Here is a 20,026-nt window from a genome sequence, read left to right on the forward strand (position 1 = left end):
TTAAAATAACTTTGAATCACCAGTTGGGACTAAGTAGATACCAAATGACCCATACCCGCTTGGCCAAGTATGGTAGGCTGACGTATACCCGTGCGGCGTGGCGTAGATGCCGATCTGGTAGCCCTTATACTTCGCCCGTTTGGAGGCCGTATACCCCTGGGCGCTCAACGCAGCCGCTGCTAGTTTGGTATAGCTGGTCTTGCTGGAAGTACTCGTCCAGTTATACGGGGTAAAGATCCCGATAGCAAGCGCATTCTTATTGAGTTTTGAATAGGTAGCCGTCTTACTGACACCGGCATTCAGATCATTTTGCGCAGCCTTTGAATAACTTGAGTCTAAAATCGTTCCCGGAAAGAGGGCTAAAATATCCGCCTGTAGTTTCGCTGACTCACGGACTGATTTAATTCCCGCTAACCCGCTGCCGTAAGATTTCACAACAGCACTGTGCGCGAAGGCATCTTTGGGATTATCCCCCTTAGTGAGATACGATTGGTAGACCAGCCCCTTAATTTTGCCGGTATTATTGATCACTTGATAGTAATAACCCGACTTTTTTCCAAGCTGAAGTTTAACCCGTTTATAGATGTACCACGTGGTTCGTGGGTAGTTCTTCAGGTTGTGAATTTTTTTGGTGTGAGTCAAATTCCACATATAGGCGTTGCCGCTCTTCTTTGGATAACAGGCCACATCACTGTATTTTTTAGTCTTCACGACCTTCCAGGACGTGGTCGTCTTCCCCGCTGCCGGCAAAGCTGGTGTTACCCCTAAACCGCCAAGCACTAGTCCCGCTGTTAATGCCATCACCATTTTCCTCATTTGACATTTCCCCCATTCGGATACTGGATACATTTGTCTCAAATGTAGCAGAGGTAAACGTTGGTCGCAAGGGGTACGGCTCATTTTATTTCACGGTAAAACTTTCAAGTCATCTGAGTTGCTCCACCCCTGCAATCTGATTAAACTGTCAGTATGTGTCAGATAAAGGAGGGGTACCATGTTAAACTATACGGCTCAACCGACCCATGACCGGCTACCAGTCGGGGCTTTGCTGGCAGCGGCTGCTGGTGGGTTAGATGCTTATACCTACCTACAACACGGGGAAGTTTTCGCTGGCTTACAGACCGGTAACTTAATTCTGTTAGGCGCATCAATCGGTCAAAGTCAGTTTGCTAGAATGGCGCAATACGCCACGTCAATTATGATGTTCATGGTTGGGACGATCATTGCCAGAATAATTCAAAAACATTGGCCCTTACGGCTCTTGCCAACCGTCAGCCGCTCCGGATTCATTATTACGTACGAAATTATTCTATTGCTGATTGCCGGCACTTTTTCCAGTTCTTGGCCCAACATGCTGATTACTGGCCTATTATCAATGGTCGCTGCCGCCCAATTACAGGAGTTTCGTCAACTCAACGGCGGGCCCTTCACGTCACTCATGATGACGGGTAACCTGCGCACTTTAGCGGAATCAATCTATGACGGTGTGGCGGGACATGACAAACAGGCAGTCACCAAGGGGCTAACGATTGGTACTATTATTTTGAGTTTTGTCGCCGGTGCTGGCGTGACCGCCCTATTGACCTTAACTTGGCACGGCCACACGATTTGGCTGTCAGCAGTGATTCTAGTCATCACTTTGATCGTCAGCCATTTAGAAAGAAGAACTAAAAAAGCGGTTGGCTAAGTGCCCACCGCTTTTTTAATGGATTAATGCTGTAACTGTGATGCCTCAATTTTTTCAAACGCTTGTTTAAAGTCGGCCTTCAGATCATCTACGTCTTCAACACCAACTGATAACCGCAGCAAGCCATCCGTGATCCCGCAAGCATGCCGTTCTTCGGCTGACATCTCAGCGTGTGACATCTTCGGCGGATAAGAAAGAATCGTTTCCACTGCACCTAGTGATACTGAAAACACTGGAATCTTCAGCTTCTGTACTAATTGGCGCACGTTGTCTTCTGAACCAATGTCAAAGGAAAGCACCGCACCCCCAGAAGTTGCTTGACTGAATTGCAGGTCATGACCGTCAAAATCTTCGAGGCCTGGATAGTTCACTTTTTCAACGATCGGCTGTTCTGCTAACCACTTAGCAAGTGATAGGGCGTTGGCGGCTTCCGCTTTGACCCGGATGCTTAACGTCTTGATTCCCCGTAGTAAGAGCCAGCAGTCACTGATACCAAGGGTTGCCCCCATCGCATTCTGAATGAAATAGACCGCGTCGCCCAGCTCTTTAGACTTGGTCACAATGAGGCCGGCTAGAATGTCTGAGTGCCCCGCTAGAAATTTCGTCCCTGAATGGAGTACCAGGTCGACACCCAGATCCAAAGGTTTCTGGAAAATTGGCGTCATAAACGTGTTATCCGCAAAGACTAACGCGTCATGGGCATGGGCAATTTGAACCACCCGTTTGATATCCGTAACTTTTAGGGTTGGGTTCGATGGGGTTTCAATGTAAACGACTTTCGTATTGGGTTTAAACGCCGCTTTTAAAGCTGCCTCGTCATTACAGTCCACAAACGTATAATCAATGCCGTAGTTGGGCAACAGCTGAGATACTAACCGGAAAGTCCCGCCGTAGACGTCTTTGGTCACGATCACGTGATCGCCTTGATGCAGAGTGAGAAACGCGGTTGAAATAGCTGCCATCCCAGTGGCAAAGGCAAAGCCACGATTACCGTGCTCTAAGGCGGCAATGCTTTCTTCCAGTACGTCTCGAGTCGGGTTTCCGCTACGGGTGTAATCGTACTTGCCGAAATGGTCTAAACTCGGCTGAACAAAGGTTGATGATAATTGAATTGGTGGGTTAATCGCCCCGGTCTCTGGATCCGGACGGGTAGTCGTTTTAATAACTTTAGTGTCATCTGAAAAATCTTTAATACTCATTGAAATTCCTCCCTACTTATTTGCCACAGTGGTTGCGTGGCTTGTCACCGTGGTTGCGGCAGCGTTAATAGCTTGTGTCAGGTCTTGGATCAGATCATCGCTGTTCTCGATCCCCACTGACAGCCGTAACAAATTGCGGGTAATGTGTTTTTCCTGACGCTGTTTTTCGGTCAGGTCTTTGTGAGTCTGAATCGCAGGAACGGTCATCAAACTTTCCACGCCGCCAAGACTTTCCGCAAATGAAATGATCTTTAAATGCTGCAGGATCGTATTGACCCAGCTTTCATCGTGAACATAAAAGCTGATCATGCCACCGTGACCGGGATAAAGGATCTTATCAACGGCTTTGTTTTGCTTCAAGGAAGCCACGATTGCTTTGGCGTTGCGTTCATGTTGCGCCAGTCTTAGCGGTAGCGTTTTAAGACTCCGAAGTAACAGCCAACAATCAAATGGATCAAGTGTCGCCCCAGTGGTAGTCAGATTATACTGAAGCCAATCCGCATCCGCTTCATGCTTACAGATCACTGCCCCGGCTAAAATATCGTTGTGACCGCTCAAGTACTTCGTCGCGCTGTGAACAACCAGGTCGGCACCTTCCTTAAGCGGTTGCTGTAATAGCGGGGTATAGAACGTGTTGTCAGCAATGACTTGTACGTCATGTTGGTGAGCCACCTCAGCTGTGTGGTGAATATCGATGATTTTCATCGTTGGGTTGGAGGGTGTTTCCAACCAAATTGCCTTAACCGCATCACGCGTGGTTAACTTGGTCAGACGATCATAGTCTTGACCATCCCACAGATGAAACTTCAAGCCATAATGGTCGGTCAGTAAATCAAAGAATCGGAAAGACCCACCATACAGATCATCGGATACGACGATTTCGTCACCGGTCTTAAACTGTGAGAAAACCAGTTGAATCGCGGCCATCCCGGAACTAAGGGCAAAGGCAGCCACCCCATTTTCCAGTTTGGCGAGGGTTTGCTGGAGCACGTCACGCGTCGGGTTGGTTTCCCGTGAATAATCGTAGCCGGTCGACTGGCCTAAGCCAGCATGACGGTATGCCGTTGAAAAGTACAGCGGTGTCGATACGGCACCCGTTTTAACATCATCTGTCCGGTTACCTGCCTGTGCTAAAATCGTTTCAATATGTTCTGTTTTTTCTGACATTAGAATTACCTCCGAAAGTCTGGCTATTTTAACTTAATTAAGCAACAAAAAAAGCCTCCGCCCCATGTTACTCGGGACGAAGGATTCGCGTTACCACCTGAAATTTACCTGAACCTCACAATTCAAGCCTTGATAAGTACAATAATGACACTATTATACTCCGCAAGATATCGATTGCTAACGGACTGGGTAGCACGGGTCGTGGTTGACCTACCCCCAATCAGGCTCAGAGATCATCTTCAGTTAACTCGTTTTGACTGCTTTTCATCAACTGCAGCTCGCTTAACAAAACGTGGTCACTTACTCTTCTCGTCGTTGCTTAATTATTAGATTAGTTCTCATTGTACTCTAATGTTAATGAGTGTCAAGTTGAATCAACAATTGTCATATGCGTCCCAAGTACCTTCCGGATACACTGACATTCATAAACATAGCACTGAACATTGCTAAAGATAATCTAATAACGGCTAGTTCCTCGACCAATTTGTTCATGGACTTATCAATCTCATACAAAGATAAAATTATGTAGTATAAATGAGTTTGATTCTAGATTTTCAATAAAATTAATATAATTGCTTTACCATACTTAGAGATGTACTTTCGTCTATGATAAAATAACAGAGTTGCCTACCCATACTGCGTAACAGTTGGGAGGTGTCTATAAATGTTTTCCTCTTTAATTGCCCCACTTGTGGTTGCGCTTATTAGTGCTTGGTTTGCTGACTGGTTAGACCACAAACACCGCAAGTAAAACTGATTAGGCAACATCTAACCCACCCGCTATTTTAGTGATAAAAAAGGCCCTCAGCAGTTTACGCCTGCTGGGGGTCTTGGTGTCTTAAATGTTCCTCTTTAATTGCATTTATAGAATAGCACAGGTTAATTAATTTCGCCAGTAATCTCCCTGTTTACCATATAATCGAACGACATACATACCTATCATTTATTTTGCACAAAAAAAGACGCTCCATCACTGGAGCGTCCATACAGCCACTTAGCCGAAACTAAATGGGTTCTCAAAAATCCACATTTCCTTTGAACCAAGGCAGCCGCAAATCCGGCGGTGTTACATTGCCTGCTGTGCAAAAAATCACCTAGTTGCTTGCGCAAACTACTATTGCTAGTAGCGTGATATTCTCGACTCATCGCATGTAAAACACTATAGCACGGATTCCGGGCAGAAGCAAATCAACACGGGCTTTAATCCTTAGTTTCCGCGTCATCAGCCTCTGGTTCTTCAGCTTTCTTTGCCTGATTTTCTTTGATTTGATCTAATTGCTTATCTAACCAAGCCGCAACGGATTTGGCCATATCGCCTTGATGACTGACAAAATCATCCGCTGATGCGACCTTATCGATTCGTAAAGAAGAAACGTTAACATCGGGCGATTCAATGATGCTGTAAATGCTGACTGGCAGGGTATCATCATCTGCCAGCATCTTCTTCATGGCGTTCACGTAACGCAGTGGCAGGTTCACAACGCTGGTTTCCAAATGAACCTGAATATCAGCATCGGTCAAAGTTAGCGTAGCCTGGGCTAGCTTATTTTCCCCAACCGCCTTAACGATCATTTCAACCATCGGCTCAAGGGCCTTGACCGCACCCGTTTTTTTAATTTCAGCTAAACTGCTGCCGAAATTTTGTACATCATAGTTTTCAGCTTCAACTTCTTCAATGAAGTCCTTTACTAAACTTTCCATAGTTACCTCGATTACTTGTTTTGTTTGACCTTTTTCTGCATCTGTTTAATTTCTTCCAGCTTATCCTTATCACGCTTATCATCAAGCAAGTGCCGATACCGTAATGCTAACACCATCCAATAACCGTTAAAGACAATAACTAAGAGATTTGCAATTGAGACTCCCAGTTTAATACCAAGTACAGCATGACTGGTAGACATCACCGTTACAATACCATTAAACAAGCCAAATGAATAGATGACGATCACCATTGCCAACAGGTAATAACCGGAATTATGACCCAGTGCACCCCAGATCATCGGCAAAGCGTACAGCACTAAGGAAATAATAATTGAGCGGATAATTGCACTCATCTGAAGCGGATGCCCCAACGCGACCAACTTTGATGACATCAATAGATTCATCGCGGAGAAGAGCACCCACGAAACGATGCTCAGGGTCATTAATCTTTGCTTTAACATAAAATTCTCCTTAATTGTTGTTAATAATTCAAATTGTAGCATAGTTTTAGGCAAAAAATATAGGTTTACGACCAGTATGTTGCTGTGGGCGCAAACCTGTATTTTTTGATGTTATATTGCCGAATCGGGCTGCACTAGGCAGAGACTTGCACCTAAGTCAATTCTGGTATAAATCCAAAAATCGGGATTTTTACCAGAATCGTCTTAGGCTCCAGTCTCTAACCACCTAGTTCCGCACCTTGGTCGAATCGGGCTACTCCAGGCAGAAAGCTGCATGTAAGTCACTTTCGGTATAAATCCAAAACCGGGATTTTTACCAAAAGTGACTTACACTACGCTTCCTAACCGCCTGGCTTCGCACCTTATGCCAGCAATTCCACCAACTCATCCTTCTTAATCCCCATGAAGTACTGACTAATATCCACATCAGCCAGCGCCTTTTCCAGGTTTTCACGGTCATAGCGGATACCCTTTAATTGATCAGCTAATTCACTGACATCCTTTGGACCGAAGAAGTCGCCGAAGAATTTGATATCTGAGATCTTACCCTGTTCAACTAAGATCCGGGCATCAATAGTACCGGAATCAAAGTGCTGACGCTTCTTGACCGTGAATTCTGGTGACGTGCCGTAGACCCAGTCCCAGTTGTTATAGTACTGTTCGTAGATCTTGTCGATTTCCTTTTGTTCGTCAGGGGTAACCACATATTCCTTATCCTTGATTTTATCCAAACTATCCACGTGGAACAGTTCCTTTAATAACTTGTCCCGGAATTCTGGTACCGTAATGTTTTGGTATTCAGGTGCCAAGTAGGGCTTCAAATTAGTTACCCGTGAACGCACTGACTTAATGCCCTTGGAAGCAATCTTATCTTCTGGCACGCTCAGCGCATCCGCAATCACGTTTTGATCTACGTCCAGCATCAACGTCCCATGTGAGAACGTCTTACCATTCTTGGTATACATGGCGTTACCAGAGAACTTCTTACCGTCAACTAAGATGTCATTACGACCAGAAACTTCTACTGAAGAAGCCCCCATGTCGTGTAACGCATCAACGATTGGTTGAACGAAGGACTTGAAGTCCCCGAACTGTTCCGAGTTGCTGTCTAACACGAAGCTGAAGCACAGGTTACCAAGGTCTTGGTAAACCGCACCGCCACCAGATAACCGCCGCGTAACGGTGATATTGTGTTCTTCAACGTATTTTTGATTGATTTCTTCTAGTGTATTTTGGTTGCGTCCAACAATGATACATGGTTTTTCATAGTAGAACAGTACCAGTGGTTCACCAAAATCTTTATTGTTCATTAAATATTGTTCAGTAGCCAAGTTACGACCGATATCGTGGGCCGTCATAGAAACATACCGCATGTCCAAACTTCCCTTCAGAATATGAAATAACAATCTTGTAACTGCTTTCATTTTACCATAACCATGAAAGGGGTTACAGCTTGTGCACTTGGAGAGCCCTCATTTCACCGTTAACCTAAAAATTGCACAAACTCATCTAGAGTGATTCCGGCAAAATAATCACCCACGTTGATCTTAGACAGTGCTTTCCGCAGCGATGGCTGATCATAACGAACGCCCTGCAGCATCTTCGCCAAATCAACGGCATACTTTTCACCAAAGAAATCACCGAAGAAGGTCACTTGCTGGATTCGGCCCTTGTCCACTAAAACGCGCGCATCGATCGTGCCCGAATCAAAGTGCTGCCGCTTCTTCACCGTAAATTCCGGTGAAGTCCCGTAGACCCAGTCCCAGTTATTATAGTAATCATCGTAGAGTTTTTTGATCTGAACTTTATCCTCATCAGTGAGGTGATAGGCTTTGTCAGCAACTCGTGCGAGGTCCGTGACGTTATAGACCTTCCGTAAGATTGTGTCCCGAAATTCCGCAATGGTCAGGTCTTGGTATTCTGGTTTCAGATACGGTCGCAGATTAGTCACCCGTGAACGCACCGATTTGATCCCCTTGGAAGCTATCTTGTCCTTTGGCACGTTTAAGGCGTGCGAAATCACACTTTGATCGACGTTATACATCAACGTCCCGTGGGAAAACATTTTATTATTTTTCACGTACATCGCGTTCCCGGAAAATTTCTTGCCGTTAACTAAAATATCATTGCGGCCAGAAACTTTGATGGCCGTCGCCCCCATTTCTTTTAGGGCTTCCACAATCGGTTTAGTGAAGGATTTAAAATCCCCAAACCGTTCATCGTCACGATCAACCACGAAACTAAATGAAACGTTGCCCAGATCGTCATAAACCGCACCGCCACCGGAAAGTCGCCGGGTGACCTGAATGTTATGCTTGGCCACGTAATCCTGATTGATTTCTTCTAGGGTATTTTGATTGCGCCCCACAATAATGCAGGGTTTTTGATAGTAAAATAGTAAAATCGGTTCATCAAAATCTTTATTATTCATTAAGTACTGTTCGGTTGCTAGATTATAGCCAATGTCTTCCGTTTCCATATTGTAATAGTACATAGGCCGGATGCTCCTTCAAGTGTAGTTACTCTAAGTCTACCGCATTATAGGTAAAATGAAACCGCTGCAATCAGCTTAAAGCCAATCACAGCGGTCTCTTAATGACGGCCTTGGTCGCCAATCATTGCTATGGTTACATTATCCTGCGATCAAGCTGAATTCGCAAGGATGTTGCTTGACAAAATTCACTTGTGATATTTAGCACAATAAGTTGATGTTTTTCTTAATACTAATTGCTAAATTATGGTAAAATGAATGTTGAAGTACAAGTGGTTCGTTTTGTTGGGCAAAACCATGGCGTGCTTACGAAAAGTTTCAACATGTACTGATTATTTTGTAAGGGAGTGGCGTATATGGACCAGCAATACAAAAACATTCTCGCACCGGTTGATGGATCAAAAGCTACCGACCCAGTGCTGGATAAAGCAATTGAAGTCGCAAAGTTAAACGATACCCATCTGGATATCCTAAACGTTTTGGAAGTCAATCAATTCAGTGATACTTACGGTGGTGCCGTCAGTGGTGATGTCATCTACAAGCTTTCAGAAGACGTCCAGGCACGCTTAGCTGAATTAAAGAAAAAGGCCCTTGACGCTGGCGTTAAGTCAGTTGATATTCACGTTCGGTTTGGTAATCCTAAACCCGTTATCGCTCGTGAATTTCCAGCTGACCATGATACGCAGCTTATCATCATTGGCTCAACCGGCTTAACCGCTGTTGAACGTTTGATGATCGGTTCCGTTACCAACTACGTCAGCCGTTCAGCGGTCTGCGATGTCTTAATCGTTAAGCCTGCTGAATTAGCAAAGTTAAATAAGAAGTAGTTCTTAAACGTCAAGCACCCTTGCCCATTACTGGGTAAGGGTGCTTTTTTTGGAGGTTGATCATGACACAATCCACACAGTGGCAGTTCACAACCGTTCTGCCAAGTGACTTTCAAACCAAATCGCTGCGACAACTGCTCATGGCGGACTGGTACCTGCCCAAACACCTCGTCTTTAGTTTAAAAAAGGGCCAGCGCGTGCTGGTCAATGAGCTGTATCTCCCCGTTAACTTTAACGTGCATCCAGGAGACCGAATTAACTTAACGTTTCTGCCGGCGGACTTTGATCATCCGTACTCTAACGTCACGCCAGACAGCGCTGCTACCGTCAATATTCTTTACGAGGATCACAATTTAATGGTCGTGAATAAAACTCAAGGCAGCAAAACCCACCCTAATCAACCTGGTGAAGTTGGAACCACGTTAAACCACGTGGCAGCTTATCTAGCACCTAAAAACCAGCAGCCCTACGTCATCAATCGTCTGGATCAAGAAACCAGCGGCGCACTGCTGATTGCTAAGAATCCCGCTGTGGTACCAATTCTGGTGCGATTGGTAAAGGAAAAATTGATTCACCGCACCTATCTCACCTGGGTGCACGGCCGTCTGAACAGTTCACAAGGACTGATTGCGATGCCGATCGGCCGTAACTTGGCTGACAAACGCAAACGTCAGTTAAACGGGGCGCATCCGCAAATGGCGATGACGCACTACAAGGTCATGAAGCACCGACTCAACGCCACTCTAGTCGCCGTCCAGCTGCGAACCGGTCGTACACACCAAATTCGCGTCCATTTTGCAGGATTGGGTCATCCAATCGTCGGCGATCCGCTGTACGCCAATGATTCGCGACAGCAACGACTGCTGTTGCACAGCTGGCAATTACGGTTACCCCTACCGTTTTCATTTAACCAAGTCACGCTGACGGCTAGCGTACCAGATACCTTTCAGCGCTTTGAAGGTCAATTATGAATTTAGCAAAAAAGGCTTCAGCAATCACTATGCTGAAGCCTTTTTTAGTTTAATGCCCAGTCAGTATCGCTAAACCAACTATCACAACTAACATGATCAGGCCAGTCACAATAGCTGACAGGAGCAGACTAATGACCCAGTAAATGTTTTTTTTACAGAACTTCACGTTAAAGTAATCCCAAAAAGCAAAACCCGCAAGATCCAAAATCCAGGTTGAAAAACCTGCAGTTGTCCGAAATAATTCTAAAATGACCGAAACCGCCAAAACACCAATTGCGACAACTAACAGGTAACGCAATCCCTTATCTGTAAACGACGCAGCCTCTCGTTGCGTCAGCGTCTCTTTTTTAATAAACTAACACTCCTCATTTAATGCTACTAATATGATAGCTTACATCACAGTTGATGACAAAAATCGCCGGCTTTAAAAATGTTTACAAATCGGTTTAGTTTGCCGTTAAATAGCGTTTCTAAGCACATATAGTGCTATAGTATGAAAGATATATGACTTAATAAATTCCATTATTTAAACGTCATTTAGCACCATGCAAACTAATAAAGCCTTTTAACGATATCCATGGAGGTATTACCTTGAAAACTGAAATTTTACTAGTAGAAGACGAAGCGGCCCTAGCCGACTCTTTGAAAACGGAGTTCGAACTGGAGCTTGAAGACGTTAAAGTGCTCTGGGCTAAAGATGGGCTGGAAGCACTTGATAAGTTTCATGACAACGAAGCCCAAATTCACCTGATTGTTTTAGATTGGATGCTACCAAAACTCGATGGTTTCAGCGTGCTGCGGCGAATCAGGAAAACTAGCCAAGTCCCCATCATCATGCTGACCGCCCGTGATTACATTGGCGATAAAGTCGCCGGCTTAACTGGCGGCGCTGATGACTATGTCACGAAACCGTTTGAGATGGAAGAACTCATTGCCCGGGTTGAAGTCGCGTTACGACGCAGTGTTCCCGCACCAAAGACTGCCAAAGTTTACACCGTATCCAATTTAACCGTGGATACTGAAAGCAAGCGGGTATCACATAACGGCCAGATCATTCCACTGACGCAACGCGAATACGAACTGTTAGTGGTCTTAATTTCTCACGAAAACGAACCCTGTTCACGTGAATCACTATTGGACAATGTCTGGGGCGTCGACTTTGACGGTCAGCCAAATATCTTAGACGTCTACATTAAAAATTTACGGTCTAAAATTGACACTGATGATCATCACCAGAAGCTGATTCATACCGTTCGTGGCATTGGCTATATGCTTTCGGAAAACGTTCAGGAAAGGTGATCTAGATGAAGAAATGGCGGCAGCAAAGTCAGTCCAGCGCAGCGATCATGCTCCGCAACTTAATGACGATGGTGATTGGCCTTACCCTGTTTTTAGGGCTATTCATCATTTTGGCGGTGGGTCAGCAGTTACTGCGAGAAGTCGCTGCAACAACGATCAACATCACCAATAGCCTCATTAAGGTTAATATTGACGGCGATGATGACTGGAAAAGCTGGCGACGTAACAGTCCACTCGATACCAGCGCCAGCTACGTCTACGTTCATAATCTGCGTAAGGACGCTAAGGACAAGTACTATTTTTCGCCCAACGCCAATAAGATCTTAAAAATTAAGCCGGTAAAGGTGCCGCTCGTTTCTAACCTCTATTACCGCCCCAAATTTGGTTTTCTGTACCGCCGGATGGTTCACGCTCGCGGTATCCACTACACGCTTTGGCAAAGTATGCACGCCCAACTGGCGGTACTTTGGCGGGTCATTCAAGTCACCGTCATTCTATTATTATTAACCTTACTGATAGCGCCATTCTATATTCGCCGGCTCACTAAACGGCTGACCGGGCCAATCGCCAACTTGTCGCATACGACTAAGATCATCACCGCCTCTAAGGAACCTGGCTCAATGAAGCTGCCAGTTCCTGATCACCCAGCTGAGGTGACTGAATTAGCAGCTAACTTCAACGAACTATTAGCCATGTTAGATAAACGTCAGGAACAACAAAAACTCTTTGTGATGAACGCCGCCCATGAATTACGGACGCCCATTGCGACGATTCGCAGTCACGCGCAGCTCATTGAACGCCATGGTGAAGCCCATCCAGAGATCATTGCGAAGTCGGTCGGCTACATTACCGAAGAATCGCGTCAAATGCAGCAACTTATTGAAGAACTGTTAGCCTTGTCGCGTGCCGATCAACTGGTCTTGGAAGTTCACGATTTTGACTTAAGCGCCATTATCGCAAATACCGTGCAAAAAATGACGGGGACCTTTCCACAAACCTTTACAACGAAAATTACCCCCAATATTCACTACGTTGGCAACGAAAATGCCATTGAACAGATTCTCAATAGTATTTTGACTAACGCTTCCAAGTATTCGCCCAATGACAGTAGTGTTGCGGTTCAACTTGAGCAGACTAAGACTGGTACCATTTTCATTACCGTAGCCGATCAAGGACGGGGGATTAGCGAGGCTGATAAAGCCCATATTTTTGAACGCTTCTATCGCAGTGCGGATATTCGCGGTTCGGTTGCAGGAACTGGTCTGGGTCTCGCAATCGCAGCCCAGCTCACCAAGCTGATTGGCGGCGAGATCAGCGTTAAAGATAACGACCCCACTGGTACCATTTTCACGTTAAAAATAACGCCGCATTCAAATAATTAAATTCCTCGTATAGCACACAAAAAGCGTCTCAAAAAAATTTGAGGCGTTTTTTTGTGTGCCATTTTTTAGCATTCTGAATTTTCTTCAGATAAGAATCCCGATGTACCGGTATTTTTAACGACTAAGCTGAAAAAAATTCAGTTTTAATTCAGTTTTTATAGGTGGGTAGCTTCTCAAATTACGGCTATTCTTGACCCATCATCAACCGGAAACAGTCCGGCTCTAAAAGGGGGCTCATTTATGTCTACAGTATTACTGGCAAGCTTCGTACCGCATCTCAGTCAACTCTTGCCGCACTTAATTGGTCAATTTGGCGGCCTCATCTACCTTGGTTTATTTGCCCTGATCTTCATCGAGACTGGCGTCGTCATTTTACCCTTTCTTCCCGGAGATTCAGTGCTATTTCTATGCGGGTCGCTGGCAGCAATGAGCGCTCACTCGCTCAATATCTGGGTACTCATCGCGTTACTAGGCGCCGCGGCAATCCTAGGCGATTCAGTCAACTTCGAAATTGGTAAACATTTCGGCAGCAGCCTTTTTCGCATTAAACAGCTTAATCATTTCATAAAACCAGCCTATTTAAAACGTTCAGAAAATTTCTTTAAAAAATATGGTAAACCAGCCATTTTCCTAGGCAGATTCGTTCCCATTATCCGCACCTTCATTCCATTCACTGCGGGGATGGGTAAAATGCGTCATCGTGATTTCATCATCTATAACGTTCTGGGCGCCACGTCATGGGTCTTTATCGTCCTTGGCGCCGGTTACTTCTTTGGCAACAACGTCATCGTCAAAGCCCACTTTGAATTGATCATGCTCGCCATCGTCGTGATTTCACTGCTACCTGCTGCCATCGTGACGTTACACCATCATGGAGGTGCGGCAAATGTCGGATAGTCATCAAAGACGCTTGGGTGCTGGCCTGCTAGCAGGTTTTCTTTACCTCGCCTATTGCGTGATGCGCCAAGCGGTTTGGTTGCAGCAACTCGATACCAACGTTAGTCACCTCATGTCCCGTGCTGTCACACCGTCAAACACAATCGTATTAAACGCCATTGCCTTTCTTGGCAGCCCAGTCGTTGTCATCGCACTGACCTGCATCTTGTGCGTCTGGCTTTGGGTCAGAAACAGCGCTATCACTAGTCTCTGGATTGGTGGCCTGCAGTTTTTAGGTTCGGTCATTACCGAACTTGCCAAACAAATTGTTGCCCGGCCGCGGCCACTGCACCAGTTAATCCCCGATTCCGGTTTTAGCTTTCCCAGCGGTCACACCTTTTGTACAGCGCTCTTTGTGTTTTCAATTTTGGCTTTAGTCCTACCAACCATCAAGAAACGCCACTGTCGGGTTGCCGCGATACTTGCCGGCGCAATTTGGATCGGTTTTGTCGCGTTTTCGCGCTTTTATTTCCGCGACCATTTTGCCTCGGACGTTCTCGCTAGTATCCTCCTAGCATCAGGCTACTGGCTCGTGATCACGCCTTATGAAGGGGCAATTAAAAAACTATTACGTCACATATTACCAGAAAGGATTCAGTAACTATGAAGACTCAAAAATTAACCATTGTGATTCCAGCCTATAACGAAGAAGAAATTCTTGTCAGCTCCGTTCACCGCCTGATCGATATTGAAGACCAGATTGCAACCCGCTCCAATCAGGGACTCCAAGAGATCCGAGCCGACATTTTAATCGTGGACGACGGTTCTAAAGATCGTACCTGGGAGTTAATTGAACAGTTACATCAGGAAAATTCACGAGTATGCGGCTTACGCTTCTCACGCAACTTTGGTCACCAGTCAGCGCTGATTGCTGGACTAACTGAAGCGGTTAAAACCGCTGATATGCTGGTGACCATTGATGCTGATCTGCAAGACGACCCCGATAAGATTCCCGACATGGTGAACCTGTACGCTGCCGGCGATGACCTCGTCTACGGTGTCCGCAATAACCGTGATTCAGATTCTTGGTTCAAGCGGACTACCGCTCAGGGCTATTACCGGACTTTACGACTGTTAGGTGTTGAACTGGTCCCTAACCACGCTGACTTCCGGCTGATGTCTAAGCGGGCCACGGAAACCCTCTTAAATTACCACGAACGTAATTTATTTATTCGGGGCATCATCCCAAAGCTGGGCTTTAAGACTGGTCAAGTCGAATACAAGCGGACACCACGACTAGCTGGTGAATCTAAATACCCGTTTAAAAAAATGGTGGCCTTTGCTTGGGATGGCATTACCAGCTTAACGATTGCGCCAATTCGACTGATTTTGATTCTAGGAATGGTGGCCTGCCTGCTTGCGATTGGAATGGTAGTTTACGCGGTTATTTTAAAGATTCTTGGGCTGACCGTTCACGGCTGGTCTTCACTAATGGTTTCCATGTGGTTCTTAGGTGGCGTTCAGCTGATCAGCCTCGGTGTCATTGGCGAATACATCGGCAAACTCATGACGGAGATCAAGGGCCGACCCCGTTATACGATTCAAACCAAATTAGAGTAGGTGAAAAAAGATGGCTCGTAAAGGATATCCACTATTTTTCTCAATCGTGTTAGTCGGCTGCCTAGCAATCGGCGCACTCGGTAACTTAACTGGCTATTCAGGCGCCGCGATGTTGATCGTGACAATTCTAGGTCTAACTGGCATTCGGCTGTTTACTGCCGACATCAACAAAATTAAACCCATCTATGTTCGTTTAGGAATCGGTGTCGGCTTACTTGTGATGTTAGTCGTTCAGATTTTCATCCTCAAAGTCATGCCTGATACGGTCTACCACGATCCGTACCGGGTACTTTCCCAAGCTGATCAAATGGCCGCGGGTCACATAAGCTGGGACATTACCTATTTTTGGCGTTATTCAAATAACGTTCCCATCGCTTATCTGATGTCGCTTTGGCTCAGATTCACGCAATTGTTCAGTCTATCGACTAACGCGTCCATTCATATTTTAAGTATTATCGTTCTTGACAGCTTTATTACGCTAGTCCTAACCACTACCTGGAAATTAAGTCACCGCAACAGTACAACAATTGGTGCCTTTATCTTTTTAGTCTTAACACCCTTTGCTTATACCTACTATCTACAGGTGTTCTACACTGATCTACCAACCATGCTCGTCCTTTTGATCATCATGAGAACTGTTATGGGCTGGTCGCATAGTTCACGTACCCGCAAGCTCTTAGTTGGCAGCGGTCTGGTTTTCACCGTTTTAATTGGTGCATTGCTTAAGCCCAACATCGTTGTTTTATTGCCGGCTTTAGCAATCGTAGCGCTCATCTTGGCTCGAAAGAAGTTGTTTAAAAAGAGCCAGCTCCTCCTGCCCATGGTCTTGATTACGTTAGGCTTTGGCTTAAGCGTCCCCACCACCCAAGCAATTTACCGTGCCAGCAATTACACCCCCGAAACGACCTTCGCGTTTCCAGTGACTCACTGGATGCTGATGGGAGTTAATTATTCCCACCATGGGATGTTTGCAGGTCACGATGTCGCTCGAGATATCGCGTTACCTAATAAAACCGCCCGCAGAAATTATGACCTGAAACACATTTCTAAACGGGTCAAAAACTTAGGTGCCCTTGGTTTAATGAAACTGTGGGTTGCTAAAATTGCTGTGTTACTGAATGTTCAAGGCATTCAAAATTGGTACAACGGCGGTTTTCAATCAGCTCCATCTTGGTACCAGCAGCATGCTCAATCGATTCAGAAACTGATTATGATCAGTTACACAGCGGCAACGTTAGTGCTCTGGGCCACCTTAGCGCTCCGGTTATTCACCTGGCAGCCTGATCTAAGTGATGGCAAACAAGTGGCTGCTTTACTGGCCATCATCACCGCACTGGGTTACCTAGCGTTTCACACACTGCTTTGGGAAGCTGAGCCACGGTACGGGCAGGCTGCTTTACCACTATTTTGGTTCGCACTGGCAGCTGTTCCGACTCCCGTTGGTGAACCAAAACGAGCGGTTAACTTTTCACGGCTAGTTGCCCCGCTCGGTATTGGTGCAACGTTGCTAACGACCTTTAGCTTAGCGACGATCCTCGGTCATTCATACCCCACCAGTACCGTAGTGGCAGCCCAACGTAGTCAATTATCGACCCAATACCATGCCAAACCAACTGACCTGGCGTCCGGACACGTAATGACTGAAGAAGTCGCTTTGCATAGTACCGCCAACTACTTCTCCGTTCAGATTCATAAGCATTCACACGTCCAAGTCAGCTTAGAAAATTTAACAACACATCACCGTTATCAATTAAGTAAAGTCGGCTATGTCTATCGCCTGCATCACCGGCTCAAATCCGGGTGGTATCAAATCATCGCTCGTAACGCGACGCCAAAAAGTCAGCCCGTGGACGTGGTTCAGACCTACCATTACCGGCTCAACGCAAAACCGCTGATCATCAATAACCGCCCTGATCTAACTGGTTCCTTTGTGTTTACTTCCGTGCTGCACCACCATCTAAAAGGGGGCTCTACAATTGGATAAACCGATCAAAACGTTCTACGCGAAGTACGGTGAAGCCCTACGTTACTTGATTGTCGGTGGCTTAACGACCTTGATCAACCTCGTGATCTTCTTTTGTTTAACCCACCTGTCAATTCCGTGGTTCTGGGCCAACATCGCGGCGTGGTTCTTGAGTGTGCTATTTGCGTTTATCGCGAATAAGAAACTGGTTTTTAGTTCATCTAATACGTCAGCCAGTGTCGTTTTAAAACAGAGTGTGAGCTTTTTCGCGCTCCGAGGCGCTTCATTACTGGTCGATACAGCGATTTTATTTGTGGGACTCAACCTGCTGCACGGCTCGCCCCTGATCGTTAAAATCATTGATCAAGTTGTCGTGATCGCCTTAAACTATGTTTTCAGTAAGCATATTTTCGCTTGATGATCTAATCATTGTGAACTATCAAATGATTAATGACTAGCTTTTCTAACATAAAAGCCGGTTAAATCGATAATAAAATGAGTTATTCTGTCAATTTAGTTGCCAGAATAACTCATTTTTTGATAACCATTCATTTAAGGTCGATTTAATTTCGATTACGTTCCGAAACGCTATTTTTCAATCGTGTAGCTTCCACTGTCGGCCGTTTAGTAACGTTGTGTGTCAGCCGACTGCTCAGTTTCTCGTAAGAACCTAACTTAGGACCCATAAAATGGTGACGTGCTGATAAGCCATAATCAATCATCAGCACCACAATGACCACGAACATAATTTTTCCGGTAGCATCGTGCAGCATGACGTGCGCCGTTAACTGAACGTCCGTTGGTGATAAGATCATTAACCCGATCAAGAAAATCACCCATAAACACGCAACAACACCAACGGGAATGCTCCACTTGCCCAGGTGCCACGGCCCGTTATCATCAGCCGTCCAAACGCCTTGAAGCTGAGCCCGTAACTTAAGTGCAATGGGGATGAAGTAGGAACTGTATAACCCGATAATGCTCATGGTACCGATCACCGCGTAAATGCCATCTGAGATTCCGGCTAAGAACGCGATAATCGCAATCATCCAAATGGCAACTGCCGGTGTGTGGAATTTAGTTGAAATTCGCTTGAGGTAAGCTGAAAACGGCAACCCGTTATCACGGCTAAACGCATAAACCATCCGTGATGACGACGTAATGGCCGAACAGCCGCAAAACCACATCGCAATCGTGACTAACCACAGCAGCATGCCGCTAAAACGACTGCCGACCGCCTGCTGAATGGCAACGATAAAGGCATTATTACCTGCCGCGGCAACCGCTGCGGGATTTTTAATTGATAAGGTGACGAGTGCTAACAAAATGAAACCGAAGATGCCTGAAATGGCAACGGATAAGAAGACACCCCATGGTGCTTGAACCCGTGGATTCAGGGTTTCTTCGCTGGTATGCGCTGATGCATCGTAGCCGGTCAATGTCCACTGGGCCTGTAGCAAACCAATTAAAAACGCACCCCAGTAAGGCATGGTCGATGACGTTTGCGTTGAAAACGTGCTGAATAGATAACTAATATGGTGTTCAGGACCGGCAATCATCAAAACACCGATGATCAGCAGAACACCAATGACGTGGTAGATAGCAGAAAGTGAGTTTAACTTTGAGACTAGATCGATACCGAAATGGTTCAGTAAGGCATGACTCGTTAAAATCACTCCGTAAGTGATCAGAAACTGCAATTTACTAGGATGAGCGATCAGCAGGTTAGATGCAAACGTCGCACAGCCGTAATCAATGCCGGCAACGATCGTGACTTGGCCAATGATATTGAGCCAACCCGTAAACCAGCCCCACGTTGGGCCGCCTAAAATGGCTGCCCAGTGATAAATCGCACCAGACGTTGGGATTGCTGACGTTAATTCCGCCATTGCCGCAGCAACGAACAACACGAAAAACGTCACTAGCGGCCAGCCGATTCCCATGATTGCGGGACCGCCTTGACTAAACCCATAGCCGTAGTAAGAAACGGCACCGGTTAAAATCGAAATAATTGAAAACGAAACCGCAAAATTAGAAAAGCCGCCCATATCTCGAATCAATTCTTGCTGATAACCAAATGATTTCGCTGATGAGTTAGTTTGCTTATGATTCAGTTGCCATTGACGAACCGAACGCGCTGCATTGATACCAATGAAACCCATCATCACTAACGTTAATCCCAGTATTGCGATGCCTAAAAAACTCATCTAACCACGTTCCTCTCTAACTGCCATGGGAAATTTCAAATCTATATGTTAGATTATATAACATTTATGGTTATTTTCAATACGTTTTCATAAAATTTTCTAATTTATTTTTCATTTCATCGTTTTGACCATTATTCCAGGTAACATAGGCATGTAAGCGAACGTTTTAGCATCT

The 20,026-nt window shown here is 45.5% G+C and carries 19 protein-coding genes; 10 read left to right on the top strand and 9 right to left on the bottom strand.

Annotated elements, in window-relative coordinates; all coding sequences use genetic code 11:
• Positions 1-801, bottom strand: coding sequence for a hypothetical protein (locus tag CES79_RS07425; RefSeq protein ID WP_089136783.1), 801 nt, complete (start codon positions 799-801; stop codon positions 1-3).
• A 193-nt stretch (positions 802-994) separates the two neighbouring features.
• Here CES79_RS07425 and CES79_RS07430 point away from each other — a divergent pair, with 193 nt between their 5' ends.
• Positions 995-1,687: a YoaK family protein gene (locus tag CES79_RS07430; RefSeq protein WP_089136784.1), complete on the top strand. Its 693-nt coding sequence runs from the start codon at positions 995-997 to the stop codon at positions 1,685-1,687.
• Between the two features lie 23 nt (positions 1,688-1,710).
• Here the strand turns inward: CES79_RS07430 and CES79_RS07435 are convergent, their stop codons facing one another.
• The 6 genes from CES79_RS07435 to lplA (CES79_RS07460) all read right to left on the bottom strand — a co-directional run bounded on the left by CES79_RS07435 (position 1,711) and on the right by lplA (CES79_RS07460) (position 8,709).
• On the bottom strand, positions 1,711-2,886 hold the full coding sequence (locus CES79_RS07435; protein ID WP_089136785.1) for an aminotransferase class V-fold PLP-dependent enzyme: 1,176 nt from the start codon (positions 2,884-2,886) through the stop codon (positions 1,711-1,713).
• 12 nt (positions 2,887-2,898) lie between these two features.
• Entirely contained in the window at positions 2,899-4,053 is a 1,155-nt protein-coding gene (locus CES79_RS07440; protein WP_089136786.1) for an aminotransferase class I/II-fold pyridoxal phosphate-dependent enzyme, read from the bottom strand.
• Positions 4,054-5,253: 1,200 nt separating this feature from the next.
• Positions 5,254-5,754 carry a hypothetical protein gene (locus CES79_RS07445; RefSeq protein ID WP_089136787.1) on the bottom strand — a complete coding sequence of 167 codons (501 nt, stop codon included), beginning with the start codon at positions 5,752-5,754 and terminating at the stop codon, positions 5,254-5,256.
• Positions 5,755-5,765: 11 nt separating this feature from the next.
• The gene (locus tag CES79_RS07450) at positions 5,766-6,215 is read right to left on the bottom strand and encodes a hypothetical protein (protein WP_054654497.1); all 450 of its coding nucleotides are present in this window, start codon (positions 6,213-6,215) and stop codon (positions 5,766-5,768) included.
• A 362-nt stretch (positions 6,216-6,577) separates the two neighbouring features.
• Positions 6,578-7,588 (bottom strand): lipoate--protein ligase, encoded by a 1,011-nt coding sequence (gene lplA, locus CES79_RS07455; protein ID WP_054654499.1) that lies wholly within the window; start codon positions 7,586-7,588, stop codon positions 6,578-6,580.
• A 110-nt stretch (positions 7,589-7,698) separates the two neighbouring features.
• Positions 7,699-8,709, bottom strand: a complete 1,011-nt coding sequence (gene lplA / locus CES79_RS07460) for a lipoate--protein ligase (RefSeq protein WP_054654501.1) — start codon at positions 8,707-8,709, stop codon at positions 7,699-7,701.
• A gap of 353 nt (positions 8,710-9,062) precedes the next feature.
• On the opposite strand from lplA (CES79_RS07460), the gene CES79_RS07465 reads away from it, so the two are divergent.
• Positions 9,063-9,533: a universal stress protein gene (locus CES79_RS07465; RefSeq protein WP_054654503.1), complete on the top strand. Its 471-nt coding sequence runs from the start codon at positions 9,063-9,065 to the stop codon at positions 9,531-9,533.
• Positions 9,534-9,595: 62 nt separating this feature from the next.
• Positions 9,596-10,504, top strand: a complete 909-nt coding sequence (locus tag CES79_RS07470) for an RluA family pseudouridine synthase (RefSeq protein WP_089136788.1) — start codon at positions 9,596-9,598, stop codon at positions 10,502-10,504.
• A 49-nt stretch (positions 10,505-10,553) separates the two neighbouring features.
• Here the strand turns inward: CES79_RS07470 and CES79_RS07475 are convergent, their stop codons facing one another.
• Positions 10,554-10,802, bottom strand: a complete 249-nt coding sequence (locus CES79_RS07475; RefSeq protein WP_054654505.1) for a hypothetical protein — start codon at positions 10,800-10,802, stop codon at positions 10,554-10,556.
• 293 nt (positions 10,803-11,095) lie between these two features.
• Between CES79_RS07475 and CES79_RS07480 the strand changes: the two genes are divergently transcribed.
• From CES79_RS07480 to CES79_RS07510, 7 genes are all read left to right on the top strand, one after another.
• A complete protein-coding gene (locus CES79_RS07480) occupies positions 11,096-11,803 on the top strand; it encodes a response regulator transcription factor (RefSeq protein WP_054654507.1) in 708 nt (235 codons plus the stop codon).
• A 5-nt stretch (positions 11,804-11,808) separates the two neighbouring features.
• Positions 11,809-13,185, top strand: a complete 1,377-nt coding sequence (locus tag CES79_RS07485) for a sensor histidine kinase (RefSeq protein WP_170173447.1) — start codon at positions 11,809-11,811, stop codon at positions 13,183-13,185.
• Between the two features lie 240 nt (positions 13,186-13,425).
• Positions 13,426-14,082, top strand: a complete 657-nt coding sequence (locus tag CES79_RS07490) for a VTT domain-containing protein (protein WP_089136789.1) — start codon at positions 13,426-13,428, stop codon at positions 14,080-14,082.
• Positions 14,072-14,722, top strand: coding sequence for a phosphatase PAP2 family protein (locus tag CES79_RS07495; protein WP_089136790.1), 651 nt, complete (start codon positions 14,072-14,074; stop codon positions 14,720-14,722). Before CES79_RS07490 ends, CES79_RS07495 begins: the two co-directional genes overlap by 11 nt.
• A 2-nt stretch (positions 14,723-14,724) precedes the next feature.
• The gene (locus CES79_RS07500) at positions 14,725-15,681 is read left to right on the top strand and encodes a glycosyltransferase family 2 protein (protein ID WP_089136791.1); all 957 of its coding nucleotides are present in this window, start codon (positions 14,725-14,727) and stop codon (positions 15,679-15,681) included.
• Between the two features lie 10 nt (positions 15,682-15,691).
• A complete protein-coding gene (locus tag CES79_RS07505; RefSeq protein ID WP_089136792.1) occupies positions 15,692-17,665 on the top strand; it encodes a glycosyltransferase-like membrane protein in 1,974 nt (657 codons plus the stop codon).
• A complete protein-coding gene (locus CES79_RS07510) occupies positions 17,658-18,062 on the top strand; it encodes a GtrA family protein (RefSeq protein ID WP_089136793.1) in 405 nt (134 codons plus the stop codon). Before CES79_RS07505 ends, CES79_RS07510 begins: the two co-directional genes overlap by 8 nt.
• 145 nt (positions 18,063-18,207) lie before the next feature.
• On the opposite strand, the gene CES79_RS07515 is transcribed toward CES79_RS07510, so the two are convergent.
• The gene (locus CES79_RS07515) at positions 18,208-19,851 is read right to left on the bottom strand and encodes an amino acid permease (protein ID WP_089136794.1); all 1,644 of its coding nucleotides are present in this window, start codon (positions 19,849-19,851) and stop codon (positions 18,208-18,210) included.
• Positions 19,852-20,026 lie beyond the last annotated feature (175 nt).

Origin of the sequence: Secundilactobacillus silagei JCM 19001 (assembly GCF_002217945.1) — a bacterium.
In the GTDB taxonomy this organism is placed as follows: domain Bacteria; phylum Bacillota; class Bacilli; order Lactobacillales; family Lactobacillaceae; genus Secundilactobacillus; species Secundilactobacillus silagei.